The sequence below is a fragment of the Allobosea sp. P1_B10 genome, assembly GCF_056406735.1.
Map to the genome: position 1 here is coordinate 165,915 of NZ_JBFTZP010000008.1, position 24,148 is coordinate 190,062.

The following is a 24,148-nucleotide window of genomic DNA, read 5'->3' on the forward strand; positions in this document are numbered from 1 at the left end:
AACGAAAAATGCCCGCAGGCCTGAGCCTGCGAGCATCATGGGGTTCAGGCTGGATGACAAGCGTTTCCGCCTGTCGCCTCAGCGGATCGGGTAGGCGAACATCAGGCCGCCGTCGCGCGCGAGGCGGTTGGGCGAGGTGCTGCGGTCCATGGTGAGCGGCGAGGCCTTGCCGAGATGCTTCTCGAAGACCTCGCCATAGCTGCCGACCTGCTTGAGGATGCGATAGCTCCACTCCGGATGCAGGCCGAGCTTCTTGGCCATGTCGGCGGTGGGCCCGGTGGGCGACAGCAGGCGCTGGGCATCGACCGGCAGCTCCTTCAGGCCGGCGAGCTTCTGCTCGACATCGGCCGATGAGATCTCGAGTTCCTCGGCTGCCAGCATGACCTGGACGCCCCAGAACAGCGTCTTCTCGAGCTCGGTATCGGGGCGCGAGGCCAGCGCCAGCGGCTCGGTCGCCGAGCGCTGCGGTACCAACACGTAGTCGTCGGGCTTGGGCGCCAGCAGGCGGTCGGCCGCGAGCGCCGAGATCGAGCTCGCCACGGCATCGCACTTGCCGGAGAAGAAGGCCTGCAGGCGGGCGGTCTTGTCGGCGATGTTCTCGACCTTGTAGGGCAGCTTCGCGGCGCCGAACCAGTCGGCGAGATAGAGCAGCGTGGTCGAGCCTTCCTCGGCGCAGATGGTCGCGCCCGAGAGATCCTGCAGCTTGGTCATGCCCAGGCTCTTGGGCACCATGAAGCCCTGCCCGTCGAAGAAGGTCGGCACCACGAACGAGACGCCGGGGTCGGCATCGCGCGTGCCGGTGGAGGTGATGCCGCGCGAGGCCATGTGCGCGCTGCCGCTGATCAGAGCCTTGAGGCTGTCGGAGAAGCCGATGCCGCGCATCTCGGCCTTCGAGGCATCACCGAAGATGGCGGCAGCGGCCATACGGCAGAACTCGACATTGAAGCCGCGGAACACGCCCTGGCTGTCAGGCACCGAGAAGCCCGGCGAATTCGGATTGACCAGGCAGATGATCTTGCCGTCAGCCTTGATTTTGTCGAGTACCGGCCCGGCCTGAGCAGGCACAGACAGCGCAGCGAAACCGAGAGCTGCGCCCAGCGCCGCGCCCAACTTGAAGAGTGCCATGACAATTCCCCTCGTTCTGGTATATCTGCCTAGCTGTATACAGCAATTTTCGAGAGGTCAACGCGCCGAAGCCGGTGGCGAGGAACCCGTCGAGAGCAGGAAGAGCCGGGTCTCCAACGCCGCAGATCGCGGCCATGGGCGAGCCCCTGAACAGCCAGTGCCGTCCCTGCACGTGGCGATCAGTCGGCCCCGGCACCGAGGGACCTTGCTCGCCTGCGCCGCCCCCAGCGCGCGAGGGATGCGAAGGGCGATCGCGATTTGCGCTGCCGGCGGCTAGAACCCGCAGGCCGACACGCAATGTGCTGGAATCATTCGGCGGCTGAATGCAGGGCCTGCGGCGCCGTCGTCATCAGGCTGATCAGGCGTTTCAGGTCGGCTCCGCTATCGAAGCTGCGCGCCAGCCCGAGAACCTCGGTTTGTGCTGCCGTCCCCAGCACGCCCTCGGCGCACATGCGGAACTTGCCGTCGAGGTCGGCGTCACTGATGGGGTTGAGAGGCCCGCCGCGATAGCGCTCATCCGCCCACTGTACCAATGTCCGTCCGTCCCGGGTCTCGACCTCGATGCGGGAGCGGATCAGATCATAGCCGCGGGCGTCGATCTCGGGGTCGTTGATCACCTCCGTGCGGGCCTGCAGGTCCTGCATCGCCGCGCCGGCCACGAACGCATCCTCGAATTCGTGGTGGCTGGCCCGGCGGCAGAGCACGATCATCGCCAGCAGCGCCGGCATCGAGAACTTTGCCTGCAGGTGGTTGCGCGCGATCGGGTAGCGGATCGGCTCGATGATATTCTTGCCTGCGAAGAAGCGCACGCGGGCGACCTCGTCGGGCTTCAGGTCGTGATCGAGCACGAGCTTCAGCATCGCGTCCATCGACTGGTGCGTCAGGATGCCGGAGGGGTAGGGCTTGATCGAGATCCCGGGGCTCTCGATCGTGAGCGGCTTGCCAAAGCCCTCGCTCGCCTTTTGCGCATCGAAGCCCTCCCCCATCACGGAGAAGAAGCCCCAGGGCCCGTCGAGCGCGGCGGGGTCGGCATCGAAACCCCGCGCCGCGAGCAGCGCGGCGGTGACCCCGTTCTCGCAGGCGCGGCCGACATGCAGCGGCTTGGTCATCGTGCCGAAATTGCAGCGGATCCCGGCGGCAAAGCTCGCCGCCATGCCGAAGGCATGAGCCAGGCGCTCGCCTGTCAGGCCCAGCAGATGAGCCGCCGCGGTGCAGGCGCCAAAAGTGCCGACAGTGCCGCTGGTGTGATGACCGCGACGGTAATGGCGAGGCGTCATCCATTCGGATATCTTGCACTCGACCTCGAAGCCGAGCTGGAAGGCGAGCATCGCAGCCTTGCCGCCCGTCAGCCCAAGCCGCTCGGCCATGACCAGCGCGGCCGTCAGAGGCGGAATGGTCGGGTGCGTCAGCAGCCCGTAGACATGCGCGGGATCATGAGAGACCTGCGTATCGTCCCAGTCATGGGCGTGGCCGGCCGTGCCCCAGACCCGGGCGGCCAGAGCGGCCGGCACGCGGCTCGCACCAGCCGCAGGCAGGCGCGCATCGGCTCGGCCACCCTGATCGAGGGCATCGGCCACGAGGATCTCGACCGAATGCTCGCGACTGCCGGCTAGATACAGGCCCAGCGCATCGACGATGCAGCGCCGTCCGATCCGCAAGGCCTCGTCGGAAAGGTCGGCATAGGTCGTGGCCTCGACGAAGCGTAGTGCCTGACGGGTGATGTCGCTTGCGGTCGCGCTCACGGAAATCTCCTTCTCAGGCCATTTGGCTCGCCATCAGGCGAGTCTTGGCAGTGGCGACATGGTTGAAATGCGCGGCATAGGCTCGCGCGGGATCATGCGCGGCAATGGCCTCGACCATCGCGCGATGCTCGGCGTTGGAGGCCTGCACTGAATCCGCCAGCATCAGGTTGCGGGTGCGATAGAGGCGCAACTGCTTGACCAGCGACCGATAATGCGTGGCGAGAGTCGGGTTTCCGGCGCGGGTGACGATCGCGTCATGCAGCGCGAAGTTCTCGATGATGTAGGCGTCGAAGTCGTCGCGTGCGACGGCGGCGTCCATGGCGGCGACATGGCCGCGCAGGCACGCCACATCCGCCTCGCTTGCACGCACAGCCAGGCATTGGCCCGCCAGCGCGAAGAGCGCGGCGCGCACGTCATAGATGTCGGCAGCCTCCGCAGCGGTGAGACGCCGCACGAAGACCCCGCGATTGGGGATCGTGGCGATCAGCCCTGTGCGATCGAGCGACCGCAGCGCCTCGCGGATCGGGCCGCGGCTGATGCCGAAGCGCAGGGCCAGCGCGGTCTCGTTGATCTTGTCGCCCGGCGCATATTCGCCGCTCAGGATGACGCGCTCGATCTCCTGCTCGACCAGCATCGGCAGGGATCGGTCTCGCAGCATTTCTATGGCTTGGGCAATCATGACTATCCCGGAAACTGCCACCGGGGTAGAATGTCGTCGGAAGAATGTCAACAATCTGCAATTCAAAAATGCTTATTGTTGACAATCTGAGAAGCTGTCTTACCTTGCGTCGTGAACCCATGAAGAGGCGGCGGTCGACCGGGCGCGTAGTTCGGCGGCACGACAGCGCCCGAACGAGGTTTGTGACGAAACGGCGTCTGGGAGGATGCATTGGCGTTTCTAGAGCTTGCCGACCTGACGATGCGCTACGGTGCGTTGACCGTGGTGGAACGCGTCAACCTGAACGTCGAGAAGGGCAACCTCGTCTGCCTGCTCGGCCCGTCGGGTTGCGGCAAGACCACGACCCTGCGCCTCATTGCCGGCTTCATCACCCCCAAGGACGGCGAAATCCGCGTCGGCGGCCGCACGATCTCATCGGCCGGCTGGAGCGAGCCGCCCGAGCGCCGCGGCATGTCGATGATCTTCCAGAGCTACGCGCTCTGGCCGCACATGACCGTCCGCGAGAATATCGGCTACGGCCTGGTCCTCAGGAAGATGCAGTCGGCCGAGGTCGCGCGGCTCGTCGACAAGATCCTCGACGTGACCCAGCTCAAGGCGCTCGCCGAGCGGTACCCCGGCGAACTGTCCGGCGGACAGCAGCAGCGCGTGTCGCTCGCCCGCGCGCTGGTGATCGAGCCCGAGATCCTGCTGCTCGACGAGCCCCTGTCCAATCTCGACGCCAACCTGCGCGAGGAGATGCGCTTCGAGATCCGCCGCCTCCATGACGCGTACCGCTATACGACGGTCTACGTCACGCATGACCAGGCCGAGGCGATGACAACCGCCGACCTGATCGTCGTCATGAACCAGGGCCGGATCGAACAGGCGGGAAGCCCCGAGGAGATCTACGAGCGGCCGCAATCGGAATTCGTCGCGCGCTTCCTCGGCGGCACCAATATCCTCAAGGGCCGCTGGCTCGATGCCGAGACGGTCGAATGCGGGCCGCTGAAACTGCGCTGCGGAACCGGCGATTTTTCCGCAGGGGGCGACGGCGTGGTCTCGGTGCGCCACCATGACATCGTGCTCGACTCCAAGCCGCAGCATGATGGCCCCAACCGCGTACAAGGCACGGTCCTGCGCCAAGTCTATCTCGGCTCCCATCGCGACTATCTGATCGAGCTTCAGGGCGGTGCGCAGATCCGCACGGTCGCCGAGCCGCATCTGTCCATCGACCGAGGCCAGCCCGTCTGGCTGCATTTTCCACAGGAGCACTGCCGCGCCTTGGCCCGCTGACCCCGGACTGACGTGCGTTCGACCAAAAAACGCAAAAAACGACAGGGAGGAACGACAATGACGCGTGCAATCTTCGACAGGCGATCCGTGCTGGCGGGCCTTGTATCAGCGAGCTCGCTGGCCTGCCTGCCTGCTTTCGCACAGGCCCCCGCACCCTACGAGGTTACGCCGCAGTTGATCGAGGCGGCCAGGAAAGAGGGCACCGTGACCTTCTATACGGCCACCGACGTCGCGGTCGCCGAGAAGGTCGGCAGCGCCTTCGAGGCAAAATATCCAGGCATCAAGGTCAAGGTCGAGCGATCGGGCTCGGAGCGAGTCTACCAGCGCTTGAGCCAGGAATATGGCAGCTCGATCCACAATGCCGACGTGGTCGAAACCTCCGACGCCGTGCATTTCATCCTGTTCAAGCGCAATGGCTGGCTCGCCCAGGCGGTTCCCGTCGAGGTCGCCAAGGACTGGCCGAAGGAGGCCAGGGATCCCGACGGCTACTATGCCGCCTATCGCGCCCATCTCTCGGTCATCGGCTACAACACCAAGCAGGTGAAGGCTGAGGACGCGCCCAAGAGCCATGCCGACCTGCTCGACCCCAAATGGCGCGGTCGCATCGTCAAGGCCCATCCCGGCTATTCCGGCACGGTCATGACCGGCACCGACGCATTGAGCCGGGCGCTGGGCTGGGAATTCTTCGAAAAGCTCGGCAAGCAGCGCGTCATGCAGGTCCAGTCGTCGACCGAACCGCCGAAGAAGCTTGCCCAGGGCGAGCGCTCGATCGAGGCCGACGGCAACGAATACAACATGTTCATGCTCAAGGAGACCGGCGTTCCCGTCGAGATCGTCTACGCGACCGAGGGCACGCCGATCGCCATCGGCCATGGCGGCATTCTCAAGAACGCGCCCCATCCCAACGCGGCGAAGCTGTTCTACTCATTCCTCTTCGATCAGGAGACACAGCAGCTGAACAGTGATTTCGGCGGCCTGCGCTCGTTCCATCCGCGCATCAAGGAGAAGGAAACCCGGACACCGCTGACCAAGATCAAGCTGCTCTACTCCGATCCGATCAAGCTCGAGCCGGATATCGAGATGATCAAGAAGAAGTACGAAGAGTATTTCGGCACCTGACCAGGCCCGACGTCTCGAGCGGCGCGGCTCGCCCGCGCCGTCCCCTCGGCTTCCGACGTGATCTGCGCCTGGCGCCCATGAGCGCGCTGGCTGCGCATGGAGTTGCCCATGACTGCGATAACCGCGATCGAGGCCGGAGTTCCCGTGCGGCGCGCCGCCTTCGACTGGTCGCGGCCGATCTTCGTCCTGCTGGCGGTCATCCTGACCGTGATGGTCGTGCTGCCGCTGGGCTGGCTCGGCTATTACGCGGTGACCGACCAGGCCGGCAGCCTGAGCCTGGCCAATTTCCGTGCGCTGGTCACCGATGTGACGCTGCGCCGGCCTTTCATCGTGGCCATCACCATGGCGCTAGGGGTCGGGGCGATGTCCTGCGTCATAGCCGTCCCGCTCGCCTGGATCGTGGCGCGGACCGACATGCCGGGTCGCACGCTCGTGCGGGGGCTGGTGATGGCGTCCTTCGTCACCCCGCCATTCCTGGGCGCCATCGCCTGGGAAATCCTGGCCGCTCCCAACAGCGGCATCATCAATGCCATTTATCGCTGGCTCTTCAACCTGGACCCCTACGAGTACATCGTCGACATCTACACGCTGTCGGGCCTCGTCTTCGCCATCGCCTGCTACACCTTTCCCTATGTCTTCACGCTGGTCACCAACGCGCTGGAGCGGGTACCCACCGAGCTTGAGGAGGCTTCGGCGATCCTTGGCGGCGGGCTCTGGACGACCCTTCGCAAGGTGACGGTCCCGCTCGTCCTGCCCGCGATGCTGGCGGGCTCGCTGATCGCGATCCTGCAGGCGCTGACGATGTTCGGCTCACCGGCGATCCTGGCCCTGCCGGCCAATTTCCACGTGATCACCACCAAGATCTGGAGCCTGTTCCAATACCCGCCAAAGCCGGGGCTGGCCGCGGCCGCGGCCCTGCCGCTGCTCCTGATCACCATCCTGCTGCTTTGGACGCAGCGGCGGATCCTGGGCAGGCGCGGTTATACGACTGTCGGCGGCAAGAGCGGCTCGGCCCGCATCACGGTGCTCGGCCGCTGGAAATGGCTCGCGCTCGGCTTCACCTTCCTCGTGCTCTCGCTGACGGTGCTGATGCCCTATGCCGCGCTCTTCAAGACCGCCGTGACGCGCACCGTGGCCGAGCCACTGACGTTCGAGAGCTTCACGCTCCACCATGTCTGGTTCGTCTTCTTCGAGTTCTCCGCGACGCAGCTCGCTTTGCGGAACACCTTCCTGCTGGGCTTCCTCACGGCGACGATCGGCACGGCCATCGCTCTGGTGGTGGCCTATCTCGTCACGCGCGGTACATCGCGCTTTGCGCCCTATCTCGGTCATCTCGCCACCGCGCCGATCGCCATTCCTGGCATCGTGCTCGGCGTCGGCCTGTTCCTGAGCTATTCCAGCCCGATCCTGCCGCTCTACGGCACGCTCTGGATCCTGCTGATCGCCTTCCTCACCATCGAGATGCCGGCCGGCTACCAGCAGCTCTCCAGCGCCTTCAAGAGCGTGCATGTCGAACTCGAGGAGGCCGGACGCATCCTCGGCGCGACGCGGATGACGACATTGCGGACCATCACGGCGCCGCTGCTGCGCTCCAATGTCGTCGCCGCCTGGTGCTTCATCTTCATCGGCACGATTCGCGAGCTCTCGGCCACGATCCTGTTGACCACCGCCGACACCAAGCTCGTCTCGGTCATCATCTACGACCTGAACGAATCCGGCGATCTCGGCGCGATCTCCGTGCTCGGCATCATGCTGCTGCTGATCTCGTTCGCGATCGTCTTCGTCGCCAATCGCCTGCCGCTGCTCGGCGGGGTGCGTGTCGCCCCGGTCCGTGGCTGATCAGGCCTCGGGATAATGGCCGAGCGGCCCAAACAGCGCGTTGCGGCTGATCAGGACATGCTCCTCCAGCGCCGCCTCGGCCCCGACCGGGTCCCGTGCCGCAATGCGTTCCAGGATCGCACGATGCTCGTCGTTGGAGGTCCCCATCCGGCCCGGCATGTCGAGCGTGCGGCGGCGCAGCAGATGCATCTCGCGATGGATCGCGGCGCATTCGGCGGCCAGGCGGGTATTGCCGCCGAATTCGACGATGGCCTCGTGGAACCGCAGATTGCCCGGATAGAACCGGTTCAGGTCCCCAGCGGCCAGCGCGGCATCCATGTCGGCGACATAGCCCGAAAGCGTCGCGATCTGCTCGTCGGTCACGATCGGTGCCAGCAGCCGGCCCGCCAGGCCATAGAGCGCGGCCCGGATCTCGTAGAGCTCGGCCGCCTCGCGCCCGTCCAGAGCCCGGATGAAGACGCCACGGTTGACCACCACATTCACCAGCCCGCTCTGCTCGAGCCCCCGGCAGGCCTCGCGGATCGGCCCGCGGCTGACGCCGAGCTTGGCGGCGAGCGCATTCTCGTTGAGGCGCTCCCCGGCGCTGAGCTCGCCGCGCTCGATCATCTGCTCCAGCTCCCTGCGGATGATCGAGGTGAGGGACTGGTTGCGTCGCAGCTGCAGGGCCGAATCGATATCGAGGGTCATGAACGGGTTCCGTGAGGGACCCCCAATCTAACAGCCGGCACGTCGGGAAGCCACCGGATCCTAAATTGTTGACAATCATCAAAAGACAATTAGACGCTAGAGACCACTCCTGGAGGACGCCATGAAGACGCCGGACAACCTCTCGCCCTCGGATAACGGCCTGACGCGCTATGTCGCGACCTTTGTCTGTGAGGCCTCCGCGTCGCAGCTGCCCGGTGATGTCGTGGCGCTGGGCAAGAAGTCGATCCTCGACGGGCTGGGCCTCGCGCTCTCGGGTTCGGTCGCCCATAGCGGCGCGTATGTGCGCCGCCATCTCGCGGACCTGAGCCTCGCGGCCGGGACCGCCACGGTGATCGGGTCGAACCTCAAGGTCGCGCCGCGCTTTGCCGCCTTCGCCAACGGCGTCGGCATCCATGCCGACGACTATGACGACACGCAGCTCGCCGTCGCCAAGGACCGTGTCTACGGGCTCCTGACCCATCCGACCGCACCGGCCCTGCCGGCAGCGCTGGCCATGGGCGAGACCAAGGGCGCCAGCGGGCGCGACGTGATGCTGGCCTACCACCTCGGTGTCGAGGTCGAGTGCAAGATCGCCGAGGCGATCAACCCGCGGCACTACCAGACCGGTTTCCATGCCACCGCGACCTGCGGCACCTTCGCGGCAGCGACCGCCGCGGCCAAGCTGATGGGCCTGAACCTCGACCAGACGCTGCGCGCGCTCTCGATCGCGGGCAGCCAGTCGGCCGGCCTGCGCGAGAATTTCGGCACGATGACGAAGCCCTTCCATGCCGGGCGCTCCTCGGAGAGCGGTGTCGCCGCGGCTCAATTCGCCGAATATGGCTGGAGCGCCACCGACAAGATCCTGGAGGCTCCGCGCGGCTTCTTCCGCGCCGCGGGCGGCGGCTACGACGAGGCTGCGATCCTGAACCAGCTCGGCGCGCCCTGGACCTTCTCGTCGCCGGGCATCTCGATCAAGCCGCATCCCTCGGGCTCGCTGACCCATCCCGGCATGACAGAGATGCTGCGCCTGATCCGCGAGAACGGCATCACCGCCGATGCTGTCGACCGCGTCCGCGTCGGCACGAACCACAACATGCCCAACGCGCTGATCCACCACCGCCCGACAAACGAGCTGCAGGCCAAGTTCTCGATGGAGTTCTGCATGGCCATCCTCCTGATCGAGGGCAAGGCGGGCCTCGCCGAGTTCACCGACGAGGTGGTCAACCGCGCCGACGTCAAGGCGATGATCGAGCGCATCGATTTCGTGGTCGATGACGAGGCGGAGGCCGCCGGCTACGACAAGATGACGACGCTGATCGCGATCACGATGAAAGACGGCAGGACAATCTCCGGCCGGGCCGATTTCGGCAAGGGCAGTCCCGCCAATCCGATGAGCTACGACGAGGTCTCGGACAAGTTCCGCGAGACCGCTGGCTTCGGCGGGCTCGCCGGAGACAGGATCGCCGACGTCATCGCTATGGTACGCGATCTCGAGAGCCTGCCATCGATCGAGCGCCTGATGGCGTCGCTGCGGCTGTGACGATGGCGAAGCTCACGATCGGCGTCCTCAACGGGGACGATATCGGCCATGAGATCGTGCCGGCTGCGGTCGAGATCGCTAGCGCGGCGGCCGCCCGCCATGGGCTCGCCATCGACTGGCGTCCAATGCCCATCGGCCGTTCCGCGCTCGACAGCCACGGCTCGACCATGCCCGAAGGCACGCTGGAGACACTGGCTGGCTTCGACGGCTTCATCCTGGGCCCGATCGGTCATCAGGCGTATCCGAAGGGGCCGGGCGCGATCAATCCGCACCCGATCCTGCGCAAGCATTTCGACCTGTTTGCCAATGTGCGCCCGACGCGCTCATTTCCCGATATCGGCTGCATCTACGACGACGTCGATCTCGTCATCGTGCGCGAGAACAATGAGGGCTTCCAGCCCGATCGCAACGTCGTCATGGGCTCCGGCGAGTTCCGCCCCAATGACGACCTGACGATCTCGGTGCGCGTCATTTCTCGGAAAGGCAGCCGCAAGGTCGCGCGCGCCGCCCTAGAGATCGCGCGCTCGCGGAACAAGCGCCTGACGCTGGTGCACAAGAACACCGTGTTCAAGCTCGGCTGCGGCATGTTCGTCGAAAGCTGCTACGAGGCGGCCAAGGACTATCCCGACGTGACGGTCGACGAGGTCATCGTCGACACCTTCGCGATGCGGCTGATCCGCGATCCCCAGAGCTTCGATACCGTTGTGACGACGAACATGTTCGGCGACATCCTGACCGACGAGGCTGCGGGGCTCGTCGGGGGATTGGGCATGGCGCCCGGTCTGTGCATCGGCGAGGGCGGCCTGGCCATGGCGCAGGCGACGCATGGCTCGGCCCCCGACATCGCTGGAAAGGGCATCGCCAACCCCTATGCGATGATCGAGTCGACCCGGATGCTGATCGAGCATCTCGGCCGCGCCCGCGTCGTGCCTCAGGCGCTGGAGGTCGCGCGGACGATGGCGAGCGCCATCCAGTCGGCGCTCTCGGCGCCGGAGACGCGCACGCGCGACATCCGTGGCACCGCTGGAACACGGGGCATGACGGACGCGATCGTCAAGGCGATCGGCTGAGGTCGATCGCGTCGAGCCGGTAGTCTCCGCGCTCGTCGGCGTCGAGCTGGGCGGTCAGGCCCATCTCCCAGGCGAGATAGCGCCGGGCGGCATCGAGGTTGCCGTCATGCCGGTCATGCACGAAGAACAGGTGATCGATCGCATCCGCATCGGCCGGAACGTCGGCCGAAACCGCGAGCGCAAGTCCCGCCGCGCGCCACTGCATCGCATCGCCCTCGACGCGCCGGACGGATGCCGCGCCGGCCTCGCATAGATCGCGGGTCGCCAGTGCGGTAGCGGCCTCATCTCCCGCCAGCAGGACATGCCGGCCAGCAACCTCCGGCAAGCGGGGCCGGATCGACCAGCTCGCACCCCTCAGATGGCCCGCGCGAAAGGCAAGCGCGCCGCGCAGGTCCAGCAGGCAATCGCCAGCCTCGGCGCACGCGATGGCCTCGGCGGCACCTATCGCCGACGGCGCGACGAGGGTGGCGCGCGGCTGGTCGACAGGCAGGCGCCAATCCCGCGGCCAGCTCCCGATATCGGGCAGGACATAGGTTTCGTAGCCGAGCTGCCGCAGCCAGAAAGCCGCAAGCGCCGCCCGCAGCCCCGTATCGTCGGCGAGGATGACGCAGGCCCTGCGCACGCCGATCCATTGGTCGGTGGCCTGCACCAGCTGGCCACCGGGCGCGGAAGGCGCGGCTTCATGGGGCGTCGCCGCATGCTCGGCGGGGTCGCGGACATCGAAGATGTATGTGGTGCGGCCGGGCCTGCCGGCGAGGCGTCCGGCCTCGGCCCGGTCGATCGCGCGGATCCCGTGTTCCATCATGAACAGCTCGGCGCGACGTCGGCTCGCCTCGGCATCGGCGGGCGGCAGGGACGATGCGGCAGCGCCATGCGCGAGCGCGCGCCCCGACAATGCCCAACCCTGCGTCCCGTTCTCCAGCGCCAGCACCGACGCGCCCGGCTTTAGCAGGGCGAGGCCGGCCGCGCCGATGATGCTGCGCGTGCGCCCGGCACAGTTGACGATGACGGGCATATCCTCAGGCACAACTGCCTCCCAGCGATGCGCCGCCTCGCCATTGGGCAGCGAGCGCGAGCCGGGGATCGTCATCTTGTTGTATTCGGCGGCCGGGCGGCCGTCGAACAGGCGAAACCGCCGCCCCTCCCCTTGCCAGCGCTCCAGGGTCTCGGGACCGATCGCAGGCACATGCCACTGCTCCTCGACGAGTTCGCCGAGTGTCTTGCTCGGCAGGTTCACGCCCTTGAACAGCGTGAACCCGGCCGCTGCCCACGCCGGCGCGCCACCCACGACCCAGTCGATATCGGAATAGCCCATCGCAGCGAGGCGCGCCGCGGAACGCCGCGCCACCCCGTCCCCGTCGTCGACGAGCACGATCGGCACGTCGAGGCGCGGCACCAGCGCCGCGACCATGGCCTCCAGCCGGCTATAGGGACAGGGGACCGCTGCGAATGGATGACCCTCGCCATATTGGCCGTGTTCGCGCACATCCAGGCAGGCGATCTCGCCGGCCGCATGGAGCCGTCGCTTTGCCTCCCGGGCCTCGACCGCTGCCATCATGCGGGTTCGGCATAGGGTGCCGGTTCCTGGCCCGAGAAGAACGCGTGGAAGGTCGCATAGACCAGATCGGGCCTGTGCTCGGCGGGATAGTGCCCGGTCGGGATCGCCCAGCCGCGCAGGTCGTCCGCCCATTCGGCCCAGGCCTCGATCGGTTTGAAATGGCGGCCGCAATGGCTGTTGGAGCCCCAAAGGATGAGCACCGGACAGGCGATCTTGCGCGTGCCGTAATCGGCGGTGTCCATGGCGAGGTCGAGCGTCACGGTCGCGCGATAGTCCTCGCAGACGGCATGGATCTGCTCCGGCGTCGTGCATCGCGCATAATCGGCGAGCGCTTCTGGCGTAAAGATCTCAAGCCCGACGCCTTTCTTGTTGAGCTTGTAGCGGATGTAATAGTCGAGGTCGGCGCAGATCAGCCGCTCCGGGAACGGAGCCTTCTGCGCCATGAAGAACCAGTGATAGGATTCGAGGCCCCAGCCGAGGCTGACATGGGTCAGCACGTGATGGGTCGGCACGATGTCGAGCGCGGCCAAAGCGGTGACGCGCTGCGGCTGGTCGAGCGCCATCCTGAAGCCGACCCGGGCGCCCCGGTCGTGCCCCGCCACCGCAAATTTGTCGAAGCCGAGCGCGTCCATCACGTCGAAATTATCCTCGCCCATGGCGCGGAAACTGTACTCGGAGTGGTCTCCGCCGCCCTCCGGCTTCGAGCTGTCGCCGTAGCCGCGCAGGTCCGTCGCGACCACCGTGAAGCTCTGGGCGAGCGACGGCGCGACCTTGTGCCAGCTCGCGAGGTTGAGCGGATTGCCATGGATCAGAAGCAGCGGCGGTCCGCTGCCCGCGATCGCAACCTCGATCTCCGCTCCACGTGTCCGGATCTTGCGGCGCTCGAACCCGGCCATGAGCACCGGCCCATGCGGCATCAGCGGCGGCCGGGTCGCTACGTCTTGCGGTTGGTTCGGCATCATCGGCATTGCTCCTCGCCATTGGCCATGCGATGGATATCATATTGTCGACAATAAGCACTCTGAATCTGAGGACTTCCATGGCCGCCCTTCAGGACAAGCCCCGCCTCGGATTTCTGTTCGGCGACGCGACCGGCATCGGCCCGGAGATCGCTGCAAAGGTCCTGGCCGAGGGCGCCTATTCCGGTCACGTCAGGCTCGTCGCGATCGGGGACCGGCGTGTTCTCGAGCAGGGCGCGCGCGACGCCGGCGTCGAGCTGCGATGGAGCCTCGTCGGCGACGACAGCGCGATCGACTGGGCGGCGCCCGGTTTTCCCCTGATCGACCTCGCCAATGCCGACCCCGCCACGCTTGGGCGCGGCCAGATCTCGCCGGAATCGGGCCGCATCACCGGCGAGAGCCTGGCGCATGCCATCGCCATGGCGCAGGCTGGAAAACTCGACGCCATCACCTTCGCGCCCCTCAACAAGGCCGCGATGTTCGCTGGCGGCTGGCGCTTTCCCGACGAGCACAAGATGTTCGCGCACCTGCTGAAGCATCAGGGCTACTTCTCGGAAATGAACGTGCTCGACGGCCAGTGGATGTCGCGCGTCACCTCGCATGTCTCGCTGCGCGAGGCTCTCGACCTCATCGATGCCCGGTCGATCACGGATGCCGTCGAACTGGTGGATCGCATGATGAAGCGCGCCGGTATCGCGAGCCCGCGCATCGCGGTTGCCGCGCTCAATCCCCATGCTGGCGAGAACGGCCTCTTTGGCCGCGACGAGATCGAACTGATCCGTCCGACGGTGGACAGGATCGCGGCAAGCGGAATCGCCTGTTCCGGGCCCTACCCGGCCGACACCGTCTATATCCGCGCCTTCGCCGGCGAGTTCGACAGCGTGGTCGCGATGTATCACGATCAGGGCCAGATCGCGACGAAGCTGCGCGGCTTCAATCGCGGCGTCACCGTGACGGCCGGTCTGGACGTCGTCTTCACGACGCCGGCCCACGGCACCGCCTTCGACATCGTCGGAAAGGGTGTCGCCTCCTTCGGAGCGCTCTCCACGGCGGTCGAACTCGCCGGACGTCTCGCCGCCGCGCGCCTCGCGGGCTGAGGGGTGGTCGGCAAGGCGCAGGAGGTGCGCGGTCATCCCGGATCTCACAGCGGTCGCCTGGGATGACCGGATACCTCTGCAGATACTGAGGCTGCGTATCAGCCGGGCGACAGGCCGAGATTGTCGCCGCGCAACGCTTCCATGACCGCCTTCGTCACCGAATGCGTCGTCGCCGTGCCGCCGAGATCGGGAGTATGATTGACGGGATCGGCGGTGACGCGCTCGATCGCCCGCATCAGCGCCGTTGCCGCAGCTGCCTCGCCAAGATGCTCCAGCATCATCGAGCCAGACCAGAAGGTCGCGATCGGGTTGGCGATGCCCTTGCCGGCGATGTCGAATGCCGAGCCATGGATCGGCTCGAACATCGAGGGAAAGCGCCGCTCCGGGTCGAGATTGGCGGTCGGAGCGATGCCGATCGATCCGGCGAGCGCGGCGGCGAGGTCCGAGAGGATATCGGCATGCAGGTTCGTCGCGACGATCGTATCGAGGCTCTGCGGCTTCAGGGCCATCCGGATCGTCATCGCGTCGACCAGCATCTTGTCCCAGGTCACGTCGGGGAAGTCGCGCGCGACCTCGGCGGCGATCTCGTCCCACATCACCATGCCGTGGCGCTGCGCATTCGACTTGGTCACGACGGTCAGCAGCTTTCGCGGCCGCGCGCGGGCCGTCTCGAAGGCGAAGCGCATAATCCGCGTCACACCGGCGCGCGTGAAGATCGAGACCTCGGTCGCGATCTCGTGGGGCTGGCCGCGATGCGAGCGCCCGCCCTGCCCCGCATATTCGCCCTCGGAGTTTTCGCGCACGATCACCCAGTCGAGGTCGCTGGCGGCGACGCCACGCAAGGGCGGCACGATCCCTGGCAGGATCCGCGTGGGGCGCACATTCGCGTATTGGTCGAAGGGCTGGCAGATCGCCAGCCTCAGCCCCCACAGCGTGACATGGTCTGGCACATCGGGAGCGCCGACTGCGCCGAAATAGATCGCATCGGCACCGCGGATCTGGTCGAGCCCATCCGCCGGCATCATGCGGCCGTGGCGCTTGAAATAGTCGGAGCCCCAGTCGAACCGCGAGATCTCGAGCGAGAACCGGCCGGACCGGGCCGCGCAGAGGGCGAGTACGTCCAGGCCTGCCTCGATCACCTCGACCCCGACCCCGTCCCCGGGGATGGCCGCGATTTTATATGCCTTCGTCATGTGTCCGAACCCGCTCTCGATCGATCGACCCGACCCAACCTAATTGCTTATTGTCGACAACGATAGCGCTGCGGGAGAAATCGCCGCCTGGCCCGACGCTGTGGTGAACCGGCCGCCCCTGCGCGGCGTATCTGACTGAAACGCCCGGAGGTCATCATGCGCTTCGTCGCCGGCTACATCGCTTTTCTCGTCGCCTTCGGAATCTGCGACGCCATCTGGCTGAGCACGATGACGGCGAAGCTCTACCGGCCGGCGCTTGGCGACCTCATCGTCGAACAGGTGCGCTATTGGCCCGCCGCACTCTTCTATTTCGGCTTCCCGCTCGGCGTCGTCCACTTCGTCCTGATGCCAGCCCTGAGGGACGGCAACGCGATTGCGGCATTCCTCAACGGCGCGCTGCTCGGCCTCCTCGCCTATGCGACCTATGACCTGACGAACTATGCAACGCTGCGCCCCTGGACCCTGACGATCACACTGGCCGATCTCGTCTATGGCACCGTCGCCGTCGGGCTGTGCAGCTGGATCGCCTATGGCGCGGTGCGTCGCGCCATAGCTTGGGGTTGGGTCTAAGGTGCGAGCCTTCAGCTCACACAGGGCTCAATCGGTAGTGATTGACGCCCCAGGGGCCGCCGCCTTCATGTCCGAACAGCCCGCTGGTCGCCAGGAAGAACAGGCGCCAGCGCCTGCGCCATAGCGCGGCATCGGCGCCATAGGTCTGGAGCAGAATAGGGTCTATCTGGGCCAGGTTGCGATCGAAATTGGCGAGCCAGTCCTCGGCGGTGGCGCGATAATGCTCGCCGCTCCAGCGCCATTCGGCTTCTACCGCAAAGAGGTCGGAAAACTGATGCGCCAGCGCCGCGCTCGGCATCAGTCCGCCGGTGAAGAAGTGCTGCGCAATCCAGTCCCCGGTATCGGCAGAGTCGAAACGGTAGCAGCCCTGTTCATGCGCGAAGACATGGATGAACAGTCGGCCGTCGCGCTTGAGCCAGCCCTTGATCCGACCCAGCAGCGCGCGCCAGTTTGCCATGTGTTCGAACATCTCCACCGAGACGACGCGGTCGAAGCGGTCGGAGGTGGTGAAGTCGTTCATGTCGGCGGTGATGACCCGCACATTGCCCAATCCCTGGCGGGCGGCCTGGTCCTCGATGAAGGCGCGCTGCGAGGCAGAGTTGGAGACGGAGACGATCCGGGCATTGGGATAATGCGCGGCCATCCACAGAGATAGCGAGCCCCAGCCGCAGCCGAGTTCGAGAATCTCCTGCCCGTCAGCGAGGCCGGCATGCTCGGCGGTGAGTGCCAAAGCCGTGTCTTCAGCCGTGGCTAGGCTGTCGCCCGGGTTGGCATAGTAGCAGGACGAGTATTTGCGGCGTGGCCCGAGCACGAGATCGAAGAAGGCAGCCGGCACCTCGTAATGTTGAGCGTTGGCGGCGTCTGTGTGCATCGCGACGGGGAACTCCGCCATGTCACGTGCGAAGCCGGCAGCGTCGCCGGGCTGCTGCGCAAGCGAGCGGTTGGTGCGCCCGACGAGCGACGATATCGCCATGCGGCTGACCGCATCGGGCAAGGGCAGCGCCTCGCCCCAGGTCGCGAGCCTCTGCATGATCGTCATGATGGCGTTCCTTTGGGCGGCAGCGGGAGCAGCGCGCTCGTCCGGTCCTGATAAGCGCGATAGGCCGCGCCGTGCTTGGCGAGCATATGCGCCTCCAGCGGCGGGATACCCGAGATGCGGGTGAGCAGCAGCGTGATGCAGGCCGGCGCCAGCAAGGCGAACCAGCCGAAGGGATAGCCGGCTCCAACCGCGATCACCGCATAGGAGCACCACAGCACGCATTCGAAGAAGTAGTTGGGATGGCGCGACCAGGCCCAGAGGCCGCGGTCGCAGATGCCGCCGGTCGTCGAGCGGGCAAAGGCGCGCAACTGCCCGTCCGAGATGGCACCGCCAACAAGGCCGGAGACGAAGATCGCGACGCCAACACCGTCCTGCCAATCGAGGCCGGCAGCGGGGCGATGCGCCGCCAGCACGATCCCCAGCGCCAGCGGCGTGCTGGCGAGAGCCTGCATCTGCAGCAGGCGCGCCATCTGCTTGGGAGCGTCAGCGCCCCAGTCGCGCTTGAGCCTGGCATAGCGCGGGTCCTCTGCGATGCCCCTGGTCCGGTTTGCGATATGCAGCCCGAGCCGCAGCGCCCAGGCCAGCGCCAGCCCGGCCACCAGCAACCGCCGCGACATCGGCCCCGCGCCGAACGGCAGCGCTGCGCCCAGGATCCCGGTCGTGCCGAGCCCAAAGGTCCAGACCACGTCGATCCAGCCGGAATTGCCGCTGCGCCGCTCCACCTCGGTCGCGAGCCGCATGAAGACCGACATCGCCACCAATGCAAACAGCACGGCGGCTGCGAAGGAGGTGAGGGTCACAGTCGCACCAGCGGTTGCAGCAGCCGCCCGAGCCAGCCCTGGAACAGCACGTTCCCGGTCACGGCCACGATGCAGGTGCAGCCCTCGACTGCATCGACGCGCGGCGTGTGCTCGTGCTCGGCGTCGGCCTCGTCGAAGTCGCCGGCCGCATAGCGCCCGTATTCGTGCTCATAGGCGCCGGAGAGAATGGTGCTCCATTCGAAACCTGTGTGCCTGTGGTGCGGCAGGGCGATGCCCGGCCCGGCGCGCAGCATGAAGACGCGTGCCTGCGCTCCCGGCACGGCGACGCGCCGCATCGCGACCCGAATGCCGATCGGCCGCCATGGCCCCAGCTCATACGGGCGCAACACGCTGGGCGTTCCGGCATCATGGGCGGGCTCGATGCGAGACGAGGCCAGATTGGCCGACACCGGCGCGCCCGGATCGCGCGGACCGCCTGTCATCGGCACGGTTTCCACCGTATCGAGCAGCGCGCCCTGCATGCTCTGGAATGCGTGCAAGCGCTGCCGGCTCTCCGGATCGGCCTCGACATGGCAGGCGACGACGAGCGCGAGGCCTTCGTCGAGCTGGCCTGCGGCAAAGGCGGCGAGGGTTTCGTCGGAGGGACGATGCACGGTGCTCATCGCAGATCCTCCAGCCGGCCGCGCAGATGCGACAGCGCCAGCCGCAAGCGCGACTTCACCGTGCCGAGCGGGATGGCGAGGTGGCGGGCGACGTCCTGGTGGCTAAAGCCTTCCAGGAAGGCGAGCTCGACGACGCGGTACTGGTCTGGCGAAAGCTGCGTCATCGCAGCCCGCACGCGTGTGTCGCGCTCGGCCCCGGAGAGCGTCGCATCGGGTTGTTCGGGCGTTTCTTCATCGAGAATCTCGTAAACTTGGGACAGCCGGGAGCGGGTCTCGCGGCGGGCAATGTCGATGCGTTGGTTGCGCGCGATCGTCGCGATCCAGGTCGATGCGCTCGCCTTGGCCGGGTCGAACAGGGCCGCCTTGCGCCAGACGGTCAGCAGCGTGTCCTGCGCGACCTCCTCGGCCAGTTCCGCCGGGGTGCCGCCACGCATCAGCAGCCCCTTCACGCGCGGCGCGAAATGGTCGAACAGCGCAGCGAACGCGGCCCGGTCGCCGGAGCACGCGATCGCGGCAATCAATGCGTTAGGGTCCAACAAAGCGACGAACCGACTTCCCTGCGCCACGGCTCCTGCCTCGCGCGTGCCTTCGACAGTCAGGGCGAGTGCCGCAACCATACATCACATACGTCGGGGCAGGCGCGCCGGATCACCGGTTAGCTGGACCATCGCGCGCCTCGTCACTTCGCGGCCGTCCAATTCACGTCCCGGCAGATCAGGCGGCCCAGGATGCAGCCGCGCGTGACCAGGGCACCGGCAGAGGCCTTGACCGTCATCGAGAAGTTCCGCTCGCGCTTGGGGTCGTAGGCCGTCCCGGCAAAAGTCCCGTCGGCCTGGCGCGCGAGCGTCATCACGAGCTTGTCGCCGGCCTCCTCGCCCTTGCTGGTGTCGCCGATCCAGAGGTTCGTGGCGCAGATCTTGTCGCCGCATGGCGCGATCCGCACGCGCGCATTGCCGTCGTCGCGTAGCCAGGTGCCGTCGAGATCGGCAGCGGCCGCACTCGCAACCGCAAGTGGGGCAAGGGAGGCGGCAAGGGTGGCGGCAAGCAGAAGAGCCTTCATCGCGACGATCCTTTTCGCAAGCTGTGCTCCCCTTACGTCGAGCGCGCGCCATCGGTTTCGTCGGAACGTGAAATCTCATCGAGGCGCGCTACGAAGAGCCACCCGATCAGCGCGGTCAGCGATGCCGCGCTGAGGAAGTTGAGGCGTTGCAGGGCGCTGTATTCCGCGGACTCGTAGAGGTGCAGCGGCGCGCCGAGGCTCGATGCCGGCACGAGATAAGCGATGAAGGCCAGGACTGCGAAGCCGATGGCAAAGACGCGCTCGGAGCGACGGAACAGCAGCAGCGCCAGCATCAGGCAGGGAAACAGGAAGACCTCGACGCCAGAGCCGTCGCCGAAAGCGAAGCGGCAGAGCAGCGTATTGCCGATCCCTGCGACGAGAAGCAGGGCACGCCCCAGTTTCGGGCTGCGTCGCATGATTGCCGGCACGGCAGCGAAGACCGGCGTCGTCAGGAAGGTCAGGAAGGACGGCGAGATGACCGGCGACACCGCCCAATAGAGATAGAGCGGATAGAAGGGCTGGTTCGAGACGATGACCAGCGCGACGGTGTTGGCGATGCCTGCTCGCGGATCGGGATGGCCGGCATAGCCGCCGAGTGTGGCGATCCATCGCCTCGCTCCTTCCGCTGTCATTCTCCTGCCCTCCTGGTCACGGCCCTGCCCTCGCTTACGCAGGAGGGCCGGTTCCGGGTCAGCCGGCTCGGCGATTTTTCGGCCAGCGCCGGCAAATCCAGAACGGCCCCCGCCCCGTATACCCCTCATGACAAGCGGAGACGGATCCATGGAGCGGGAGCAGGGGAAGGCGATGCGGATCGCCGTGATCGGCGCGGGCATTTCCGGTCTCTCATGCGCCTGGTTGCTGGGACAGGCGCATGACGTGGTCCTGTTCGAGGCCGAACCTCGCCTCGGCGGGCACGCCAACACGGTGCGCGTCGCGGCCGATCGCGGCGGCGAGACGGCGGTCGATACCGGCTTCATCGTCTACAACGAGGCTACCTATCCCAACTTCATCGCGCTGATGGACCATCTCCGGGTGGCGACGCAGCCGACCGAGATGTCCTTCGCGGTCTCGCTCGATGGCGGCCGCCTCGAATATAGCGGCACCAGCATCGCCGGCCTGTTCGCGCAGCGCCGCAACCTGGTCAATCCGCGCTTCTGGTCGATGCTGCAGGATGTCGTGCGCTTCTATAGGGCGGGCGCACGAGACGCGCGCGCGGGCACAGCGGACGACATCTCGCTCGGCGACTACATCGCCGCAGGCGGCTATGGCGCGGCCTTCCGCGACGATCATCTGCTGCCGATGGCGGCCGCGATCTGGTCGGCGCCCTGTTCCGAGATCCTGACCTATCCCGCCGCCGCCTTCCTGCGCTTCCACAGCAATCACGGGCTGCTCCAGCTCACCGACCGGCCGGCGTGGCGCACGGTCACCGGCGGCAGCGCCGTCTATGTCGATAAGCTGCGCCGTGCCTTTTCCGGCGCGGTCAGGATGGGCTCGCCCGTCAGGCAGGTCAGGCGCGGGGCCAATGACGTTGTCCTCCACGGCGACGGCTGGAGCGATCGCTTCGATCAGGTCGTCTTCGCGACCCATGCGGACCAGACGCTGGCCTTGCTCGCCGACCCCGGCACGGGCGAGGCCGAGGCGCTCGGCGCCTTCCGCTACAGCCGCAACCGCGCCGTGCTGCATGGCGATCAGGCTCTGATGCCAAAGCGGCGGCGGGCCTGGGCCTGCTGGAACCACATCGGTGACCGCAGCAGGCCGGACGACGCCTGCGCCGTGACCTACTGGATGAACCAGTTGCAGGGCCTGCCGGGGCGGCCGCTCTTCGTGACGCTCAACCCGCCGGAGAGCCTGCGGGAGGACAACATCCTGCACGAGGAAATCTACGAGCACCCGCTGTTCGATGCAGGCGCGCTCGCGGCACAGGCGCGGCTCTGGGCGCTCCAGGGTGCGCGACGCAGCTGGTTCTGCGGGGCCTATTTCGGCTCGGGGTTTCACGAGGACGGCCTGCAGGCCGGACTTGCCGTGGCCGAGGCCATTGGCGGCGTGCGGCGTCCCTGGCGAGTCCCGGATGAATCGGGCCGCATCCCCCTGCCGGCTAACCGGAAACAGGCGGCATGAACTGGAAATCCGCCTTGTATGTCGGGCGCGTCCGCCACCACCGCTTCCGTCCGAAGGCGCATGCGTTGTCGTACCGCGTCTTCTGGATGCTGCTGGACCTCGACGAGATCGACGGACTTGCGGCGCGCCTCAGGCTGTTTTCGCGCAACCGCTTCAATCTCTATGCGTTCCGCGATGCCGACTATGGCGATCGCAGCGGAAAGCCCCTGCGGCCGCAAATCGAGGCGGCGCTCGCTGAGGCGGGCATCGCCACTGATGGCGGCCCGATCCGGCTCCTGACCATGCCGCGCATCCTCGGCTACGCCTTCAACCCGATCAGCACCTATTTTTGCTATCGCCGCGACGGAAGCCTCTGCGCCACGGTCTATGAGGTCCACAACACCTTTGGCGAGGTTCACAGCTACGTCGCGCCTGCTGGCGGCGAGGTCGAACCGTTGCGGCAGGGGGCCAAAAAACTCTTCCACGTCTCGCCCTTCATGGGGCTGGCGATGCGCTACGCCTTTGCGGTCGTGCCGCCGGCGGAGCGGGTCTCGCTGGCCATCGACGGGCATGATGACGAGGGCCGCCTGATCGCAACCGTGTTGAGCGGACGCCGCTCGGAGATGAGCGATGCCACGCTGCTGCGCCTGCTCGCGACCCACCCGCTTTTGACACTGAAGGTCACCTTCGCGATTCACTGGCACGCGCTGCGCCTGCTGGCCAAGCGCATTTCCTGGCAACCCCATCCCGCGCCTCCCGAACGGCCCTTCAGCCTGGGCAGCGCCACGACGCCTCATGCCAAAGGACCGACGCTGCCATGAGCCGTCCCGACATGAGCCGTCCCGAGACCGAACAGCCGATCCCGATGGCCGAGCAGGCGCTTGCGCTGCCGCGCGGCATCAGCCTGTCGCGGCTGTTCCTGCGCCGCCTCCTGACCCGCATTACCATCGGCCGCCTGACGATCGTCACGCCCGAGGGCGAACGCCTCTCGGGCAGGCATGGCGCATCAGGCCCGCAGGCGACGCTGATCCTGAAGAACTGGCGCGCCATGCGTCGCCTGCTGCTCGGCGGCGAAATCGGGCTGGCCGAGGCCTATCGCGACGGCGATTTCGATACGCCCGATCTCACCGCGCTGATCGAACTCGGCGCACGCAACAGCGCCACGCTGGGCGGCCTCGTCGCGGGCAGCTGGCCGGCCCGGCTGGCCAATCGCCTTCGCCATCTGCTGAATGCCAATACGCGCGGCGGCAGCCGTCGCAACATCATGGCCCATTACGACCTCGGCAACGCCTTCTACGGTCAGTGGCTCGATGCCAGCATGATGTATTCCTCGGCGCTCTACGAGACGCCATCCGAGACCCTCGAGGCCGCGCAGGCACGACGCCTGGACAGGATCGTCGCGATGCTCGACCTCCGCGGTGGCGAGCACGTCCTCGAGATCGGCTGCGGCTGGGGCGCTCTGGCCGAGCGGCTCGCCCGGGAGGGCTGCCATGTGACGGCGATCACGCTGTCGCCTTCGCAGCTCGAGGCGGCGCGGCAGCGCGTCGCCGGCGCTGGTCTGTCGCATCGCGTCGACCTGCGGCTGCAGGACTATCGCGACCTCACCGGCCAGTTCGACCGCATCGTCTCGATCGAGATGATCGAGGCGGTGGGGCACGCCTACTGGCCGTCCTATTTCGCCACGCTGAGCCGTTCGCTGCGGCCGGGCGGTTGCGTCGTGCTGCAGGCCATCAGCATCGCGCCGGAGATGTTCGAGGCCTATCGGACGGGCAGCGACTTCATCCAGCGCTATATCTTTCCCGGCGGCTGCCTGCCCTCGCTGCCGGTGCTCGCGAGCCAGGCATCAGGCGCCGGCCTCTCGGTCACGGAGCAGCTCGACTTCGGCGAGAGCTACGCCTTGACCCTCGATGAATGGCGCCGGCGCTTTCTGGACCGCTGGCCAGAGATCGCGCCACTCGGCTTCGACGAACCGTTCAAGCGGTTGTGGGAATTCTATCTCTGCTACTGCGAAGCCGGTTTCCGCGCCCGCACCATCGATGTCAGCCTGATCGCGCTGCGCGGGCCCTGATCCGCGCCTGG

23 protein-coding genes are annotated in these 24,148 nt (G+C 66.7%); 10 read left to right on the top strand and 13 right to left on the bottom strand.

All coding sequences use genetic code 11. The features are described 5' to 3' along the window. Nucleotides 1–78: 78 nt before the first annotated feature. From AC1D2L_RS17395 to AC1D2L_RS17405, 3 genes are all read right to left on the bottom strand, one after another. The gene (locus AC1D2L_RS17395) at nt 79–1,125 is read right to left on the bottom strand and encodes a transporter substrate-binding domain-containing protein (RefSeq protein WP_476847147.1); all 1,047 of its coding nucleotides are present in this window, start codon (nt 1,123–1,125) and stop codon (nt 79–81) included. A 308-nt stretch (nt 1,126–1,433) separates the two neighbouring features. Beyond that, nucleotides 1,434–2,867: an MmgE/PrpD family protein gene (locus AC1D2L_RS17400; protein WP_476847148.1), complete on the bottom strand. Its 1,434-nt coding sequence runs from the start codon at nt 2,865–2,867 to the stop codon at nt 1,434–1,436. 13 nt (nt 2,868–2,880) lie between these two features. Continuing rightward, a complete protein-coding gene (locus tag AC1D2L_RS17405; protein WP_476847149.1) occupies nt 2,881–3,546 on the bottom strand; it encodes an FCD domain-containing protein in 666 nt (221 codons plus the stop codon). A gap of 210 nt (nt 3,547–3,756) precedes the next feature. Between AC1D2L_RS17405 and AC1D2L_RS17410 the strand changes: the two genes are divergently transcribed. The 3 genes from AC1D2L_RS17410 (at nt 3,757) to AC1D2L_RS17420 (ending at nt 7,776) form a co-directional block, all read left to right on the top strand. Beyond that, nucleotides 3,757–4,818, top strand: a complete 1,062-nt coding sequence (locus tag AC1D2L_RS17410; protein WP_476847150.1) for an ABC transporter ATP-binding protein — start codon at nt 3,757–3,759, stop codon at nt 4,816–4,818. Between the two features lie 57 nt (nt 4,819–4,875). Next, entirely contained in the window at nt 4,876–5,937 is a 1,062-nt protein-coding gene (locus tag AC1D2L_RS17415; protein WP_476847151.1) for an ABC transporter substrate-binding protein, read from the top strand. Nucleotides 5,938–6,045: 108 nt separating this feature from the next. Then, nucleotides 6,046–7,776: an ABC transporter permease gene (locus AC1D2L_RS17420; protein ID WP_476847152.1), complete on the top strand. Its 1,731-nt coding sequence runs from the start codon at nt 6,046–6,048 to the stop codon at nt 7,774–7,776. Here the strand turns inward: AC1D2L_RS17420 and AC1D2L_RS17425 are convergent, their stop codons facing one another. Beyond that, nucleotides 7,777–8,463, bottom strand: a complete 687-nt coding sequence (locus tag AC1D2L_RS17425) for an FCD domain-containing protein (RefSeq protein ID WP_476847153.1) — start codon at nt 8,461–8,463, stop codon at nt 7,777–7,779. A gap of 121 nt (nt 8,464–8,584) precedes the next feature. On the opposite strand from AC1D2L_RS17425, the gene AC1D2L_RS17430 reads away from it, so the two are divergent. After that, nucleotides 8,585–10,003, top strand: coding sequence for an MmgE/PrpD family protein (locus AC1D2L_RS17430; RefSeq protein ID WP_476847154.1), 1,419 nt, complete (start codon nt 8,585–8,587; stop codon nt 10,001–10,003). A 2-nt stretch (nt 10,004–10,005) separates the two neighbouring features. Next, complete coding sequence (locus AC1D2L_RS17435) at nt 10,006–11,073, top strand: isocitrate/isopropylmalate dehydrogenase family protein (RefSeq protein WP_476847155.1); 1,068 nt, start codon at nt 10,006–10,008, stop codon at nt 11,071–11,073. On the opposite strand, the gene AC1D2L_RS17440 is transcribed toward AC1D2L_RS17435, so the two are convergent. Then, on the bottom strand, nt 11,057–12,628 hold the full coding sequence (locus tag AC1D2L_RS17440; RefSeq protein WP_476847156.1) for a rhodanese-like domain-containing protein: 1,572 nt from the start codon (nt 12,626–12,628) through the stop codon (nt 11,057–11,059). The genes AC1D2L_RS17435 and AC1D2L_RS17440 overlap by 17 nt on opposite strands. Then, nucleotides 12,628–13,593, bottom strand: coding sequence for an alpha/beta fold hydrolase (locus AC1D2L_RS17445; protein ID WP_476847157.1), 966 nt, complete (start codon nt 13,591–13,593; stop codon nt 12,628–12,630). Before AC1D2L_RS17445 ends, AC1D2L_RS17440 begins: the two co-directional genes overlap by 1 nt. Before the next feature lie 77 nt (nt 13,594–13,670). Here AC1D2L_RS17445 and AC1D2L_RS17450 point away from each other — a divergent pair, with 77 nt between their 5' ends. Beyond that, nucleotides 13,671–14,687 carry a PdxA family dehydrogenase gene (locus tag AC1D2L_RS17450; RefSeq protein ID WP_476847158.1) on the top strand — a complete coding sequence of 339 codons (1,017 nt, stop codon included), beginning with the start codon at nt 13,671–13,673 and terminating at the stop codon, nt 14,685–14,687. A 98-nt stretch (nt 14,688–14,785) separates the two neighbouring features. Here the strand turns inward: AC1D2L_RS17450 and AC1D2L_RS17455 are convergent, their stop codons facing one another. After that, nucleotides 14,786–15,880: a tartrate dehydrogenase gene (locus tag AC1D2L_RS17455; RefSeq protein ID WP_476847159.1), complete on the bottom strand. Its 1,095-nt coding sequence runs from the start codon at nt 15,878–15,880 to the stop codon at nt 14,786–14,788. Nucleotides 15,881–16,036: 156 nt separating this feature from the next. Here AC1D2L_RS17455 and AC1D2L_RS17460 point away from each other — a divergent pair, with 156 nt between their 5' ends. After that, complete coding sequence (locus AC1D2L_RS17460; protein WP_476847160.1) at nt 16,037–16,450, top strand: DUF2177 family protein; 414 nt, start codon at nt 16,037–16,039, stop codon at nt 16,448–16,450. 16 nt (nt 16,451–16,466) lie between these two features. On the opposite strand, the gene AC1D2L_RS17465 is transcribed toward AC1D2L_RS17460, so the two are convergent. From AC1D2L_RS17465 to AC1D2L_RS17490, 6 genes are all read right to left on the bottom strand, one after another. Beyond that, entirely contained in the window at nt 16,467–17,489 is a 1,023-nt protein-coding gene (locus AC1D2L_RS17465; protein WP_476847161.1) for an SAM-dependent methyltransferase, read from the bottom strand. Beyond that, nucleotides 17,486–18,289 carry a DUF1295 domain-containing protein gene (locus AC1D2L_RS17470; RefSeq protein ID WP_476847162.1) on the bottom strand — a complete coding sequence of 268 codons (804 nt, stop codon included), beginning with the start codon at nt 18,287–18,289 and terminating at the stop codon, nt 17,486–17,488. The genes AC1D2L_RS17465 and AC1D2L_RS17470 overlap by 4 nt, the downstream gene beginning before the upstream one ends. Continuing rightward, entirely contained in the window at nt 18,286–18,912 is a 627-nt protein-coding gene (locus AC1D2L_RS17475; RefSeq protein ID WP_476847163.1) for a ChrR family anti-sigma-E factor, read from the bottom strand. Before AC1D2L_RS17475 ends, AC1D2L_RS17470 begins: the two co-directional genes overlap by 4 nt. Further along, nucleotides 18,909–19,529 carry a sigma-70 family RNA polymerase sigma factor gene (locus tag AC1D2L_RS17480; protein WP_476847164.1) on the bottom strand — a complete coding sequence of 207 codons (621 nt, stop codon included), beginning with the start codon at nt 19,527–19,529 and terminating at the stop codon, nt 18,909–18,911. Before AC1D2L_RS17480 ends, AC1D2L_RS17475 begins: the two co-directional genes overlap by 4 nt. A 62-nt stretch (nt 19,530–19,591) precedes the next feature. Next, nucleotides 19,592–19,972 (bottom strand): DUF2147 domain-containing protein, encoded by a 381-nt coding sequence (locus AC1D2L_RS17485; RefSeq protein ID WP_476847165.1) that lies wholly within the window; start codon nt 19,970–19,972, stop codon nt 19,592–19,594. A 32-nt stretch (nt 19,973–20,004) separates the two neighbouring features. Further along, nucleotides 20,005–20,604: a hypothetical protein gene (locus tag AC1D2L_RS17490; protein ID WP_476847166.1), complete on the bottom strand. Its 600-nt coding sequence runs from the start codon at nt 20,602–20,604 to the stop codon at nt 20,005–20,007. Between the two features lie 148 nt (nt 20,605–20,752). Here AC1D2L_RS17490 and AC1D2L_RS17495 point away from each other — a divergent pair, with 148 nt between their 5' ends. Genes AC1D2L_RS17495 through AC1D2L_RS17505 form a run of 3 tightly spaced genes read left to right on the top strand, consistent with a single transcriptional unit; the run spans nt 20,753 to nt 24,137 of the window. After that, nucleotides 20,753–22,090, top strand: a complete 1,338-nt coding sequence (locus tag AC1D2L_RS17495; RefSeq protein ID WP_476847167.1) for an NAD(P)/FAD-dependent oxidoreductase — start codon at nt 20,753–20,755, stop codon at nt 22,088–22,090. Beyond that, nucleotides 22,087–22,890: a DUF1365 domain-containing protein gene (locus AC1D2L_RS17500; protein WP_476847168.1), complete on the top strand. Its 804-nt coding sequence runs from the start codon at nt 22,087–22,089 to the stop codon at nt 22,888–22,890. The genes AC1D2L_RS17495 and AC1D2L_RS17500 overlap by 4 nt, the downstream gene beginning before the upstream one ends. Continuing rightward, a complete protein-coding gene (locus AC1D2L_RS17505; protein ID WP_476847169.1) occupies nt 22,887–24,137 on the top strand; it encodes a class I SAM-dependent methyltransferase in 1,251 nt (416 codons plus the stop codon). The genes AC1D2L_RS17500 and AC1D2L_RS17505 overlap by 4 nt, the downstream gene beginning before the upstream one ends. Nucleotides 24,138–24,148: the final 11 nt, after the last annotated feature.

Coding starts and splice junctions, on each gene's coding strand:
- AC1D2L_RS17395 (WP_476847147.1), bottom strand. CDS start 1,125: ATGGCACTCTTCAAGTTGGGCGCGGCGCTGGGCGCAGCTCTCGGTTTC.
- AC1D2L_RS17405 (WP_476847149.1), bottom strand. CDS start 3,546: ATGATTGCCCAAGCCATAGAAATGCTGCGAGACCGATCCCTGCCGATG.
- AC1D2L_RS17415 (WP_476847151.1), top strand. CDS start 4,876: ATGACGCGTGCAATCTTCGACAGGCGATCCGTGCTGGCGGGCCTTGTA.
- AC1D2L_RS17420 (WP_476847152.1), top strand. CDS start 6,046: ATGACTGCGATAACCGCGATCGAGGCCGGAGTTCCCGTGCGGCGCGCC.
- AC1D2L_RS17425 (WP_476847153.1), bottom strand. CDS start 8,463: ATGACCCTCGATATCGATTCGGCCCTGCAGCTGCGACGCAACCAGTCC.
- AC1D2L_RS17430 (WP_476847154.1), top strand. CDS start 8,585: ATGAAGACGCCGGACAACCTCTCGCCCTCGGATAACGGCCTGACGCGC.
- AC1D2L_RS17435 (WP_476847155.1), top strand. CDS start 10,006: ATGGCGAAGCTCACGATCGGCGTCCTCAACGGGGACGATATCGGCCAT.
- AC1D2L_RS17440 (WP_476847156.1), bottom strand. CDS start 12,628: ATGGCAGCGGTCGAGGCCCGGGAGGCAAAGCGACGGCTCCATGCGGCC.
- AC1D2L_RS17445 (WP_476847157.1), bottom strand. CDS start 13,593: ATGATGCCGAACCAACCGCAAGACGTAGCGACCCGGCCGCCGCTGATG.
- AC1D2L_RS17450 (WP_476847158.1), top strand. CDS start 13,671: ATGGCCGCCCTTCAGGACAAGCCCCGCCTCGGATTTCTGTTCGGCGAC.
- AC1D2L_RS17455 (WP_476847159.1), bottom strand. CDS start 15,880: ATGACGAAGGCATATAAAATCGCGGCCATCCCCGGGGACGGGGTCGGG.
- AC1D2L_RS17460 (WP_476847160.1), top strand. CDS start 16,037: ATGCGCTTCGTCGCCGGCTACATCGCTTTTCTCGTCGCCTTCGGAATC.
- AC1D2L_RS17465 (WP_476847161.1), bottom strand. CDS start 17,489: ATGACGATCATGCAGAGGCTCGCGACCTGGGGCGAGGCGCTGCCCTTG.
- AC1D2L_RS17475 (WP_476847163.1), bottom strand. CDS start 18,912: ATGAGCACCGTGCATCGTCCCTCCGACGAAACCCTCGCCGCCTTTGCC.
- AC1D2L_RS17480 (WP_476847164.1), bottom strand. CDS start 19,529: ATGGTTGCGGCACTCGCCCTGACTGTCGAAGGCACGCGCGAGGCAGGA.
- AC1D2L_RS17485 (WP_476847165.1), bottom strand. CDS start 19,972: ATGAAGGCTCTTCTGCTTGCCGCCACCCTTGCCGCCTCCCTTGCCCCA.
- AC1D2L_RS17490 (WP_476847166.1), bottom strand. CDS start 20,604: ATGACAGCGGAAGGAGCGAGGCGATGGATCGCCACACTCGGCGGCTAT.
- AC1D2L_RS17495 (WP_476847167.1), top strand. CDS start 20,753: ATGGAGCGGGAGCAGGGGAAGGCGATGCGGATCGCCGTGATCGGCGCG.
- AC1D2L_RS17500 (WP_476847168.1), top strand. CDS start 22,087: ATGAACTGGAAATCCGCCTTGTATGTCGGGCGCGTCCGCCACCACCGC.
- AC1D2L_RS17505 (WP_476847169.1), top strand. CDS start 22,887: ATGAGCCGTCCCGACATGAGCCGTCCCGAGACCGAACAGCCGATCCCG.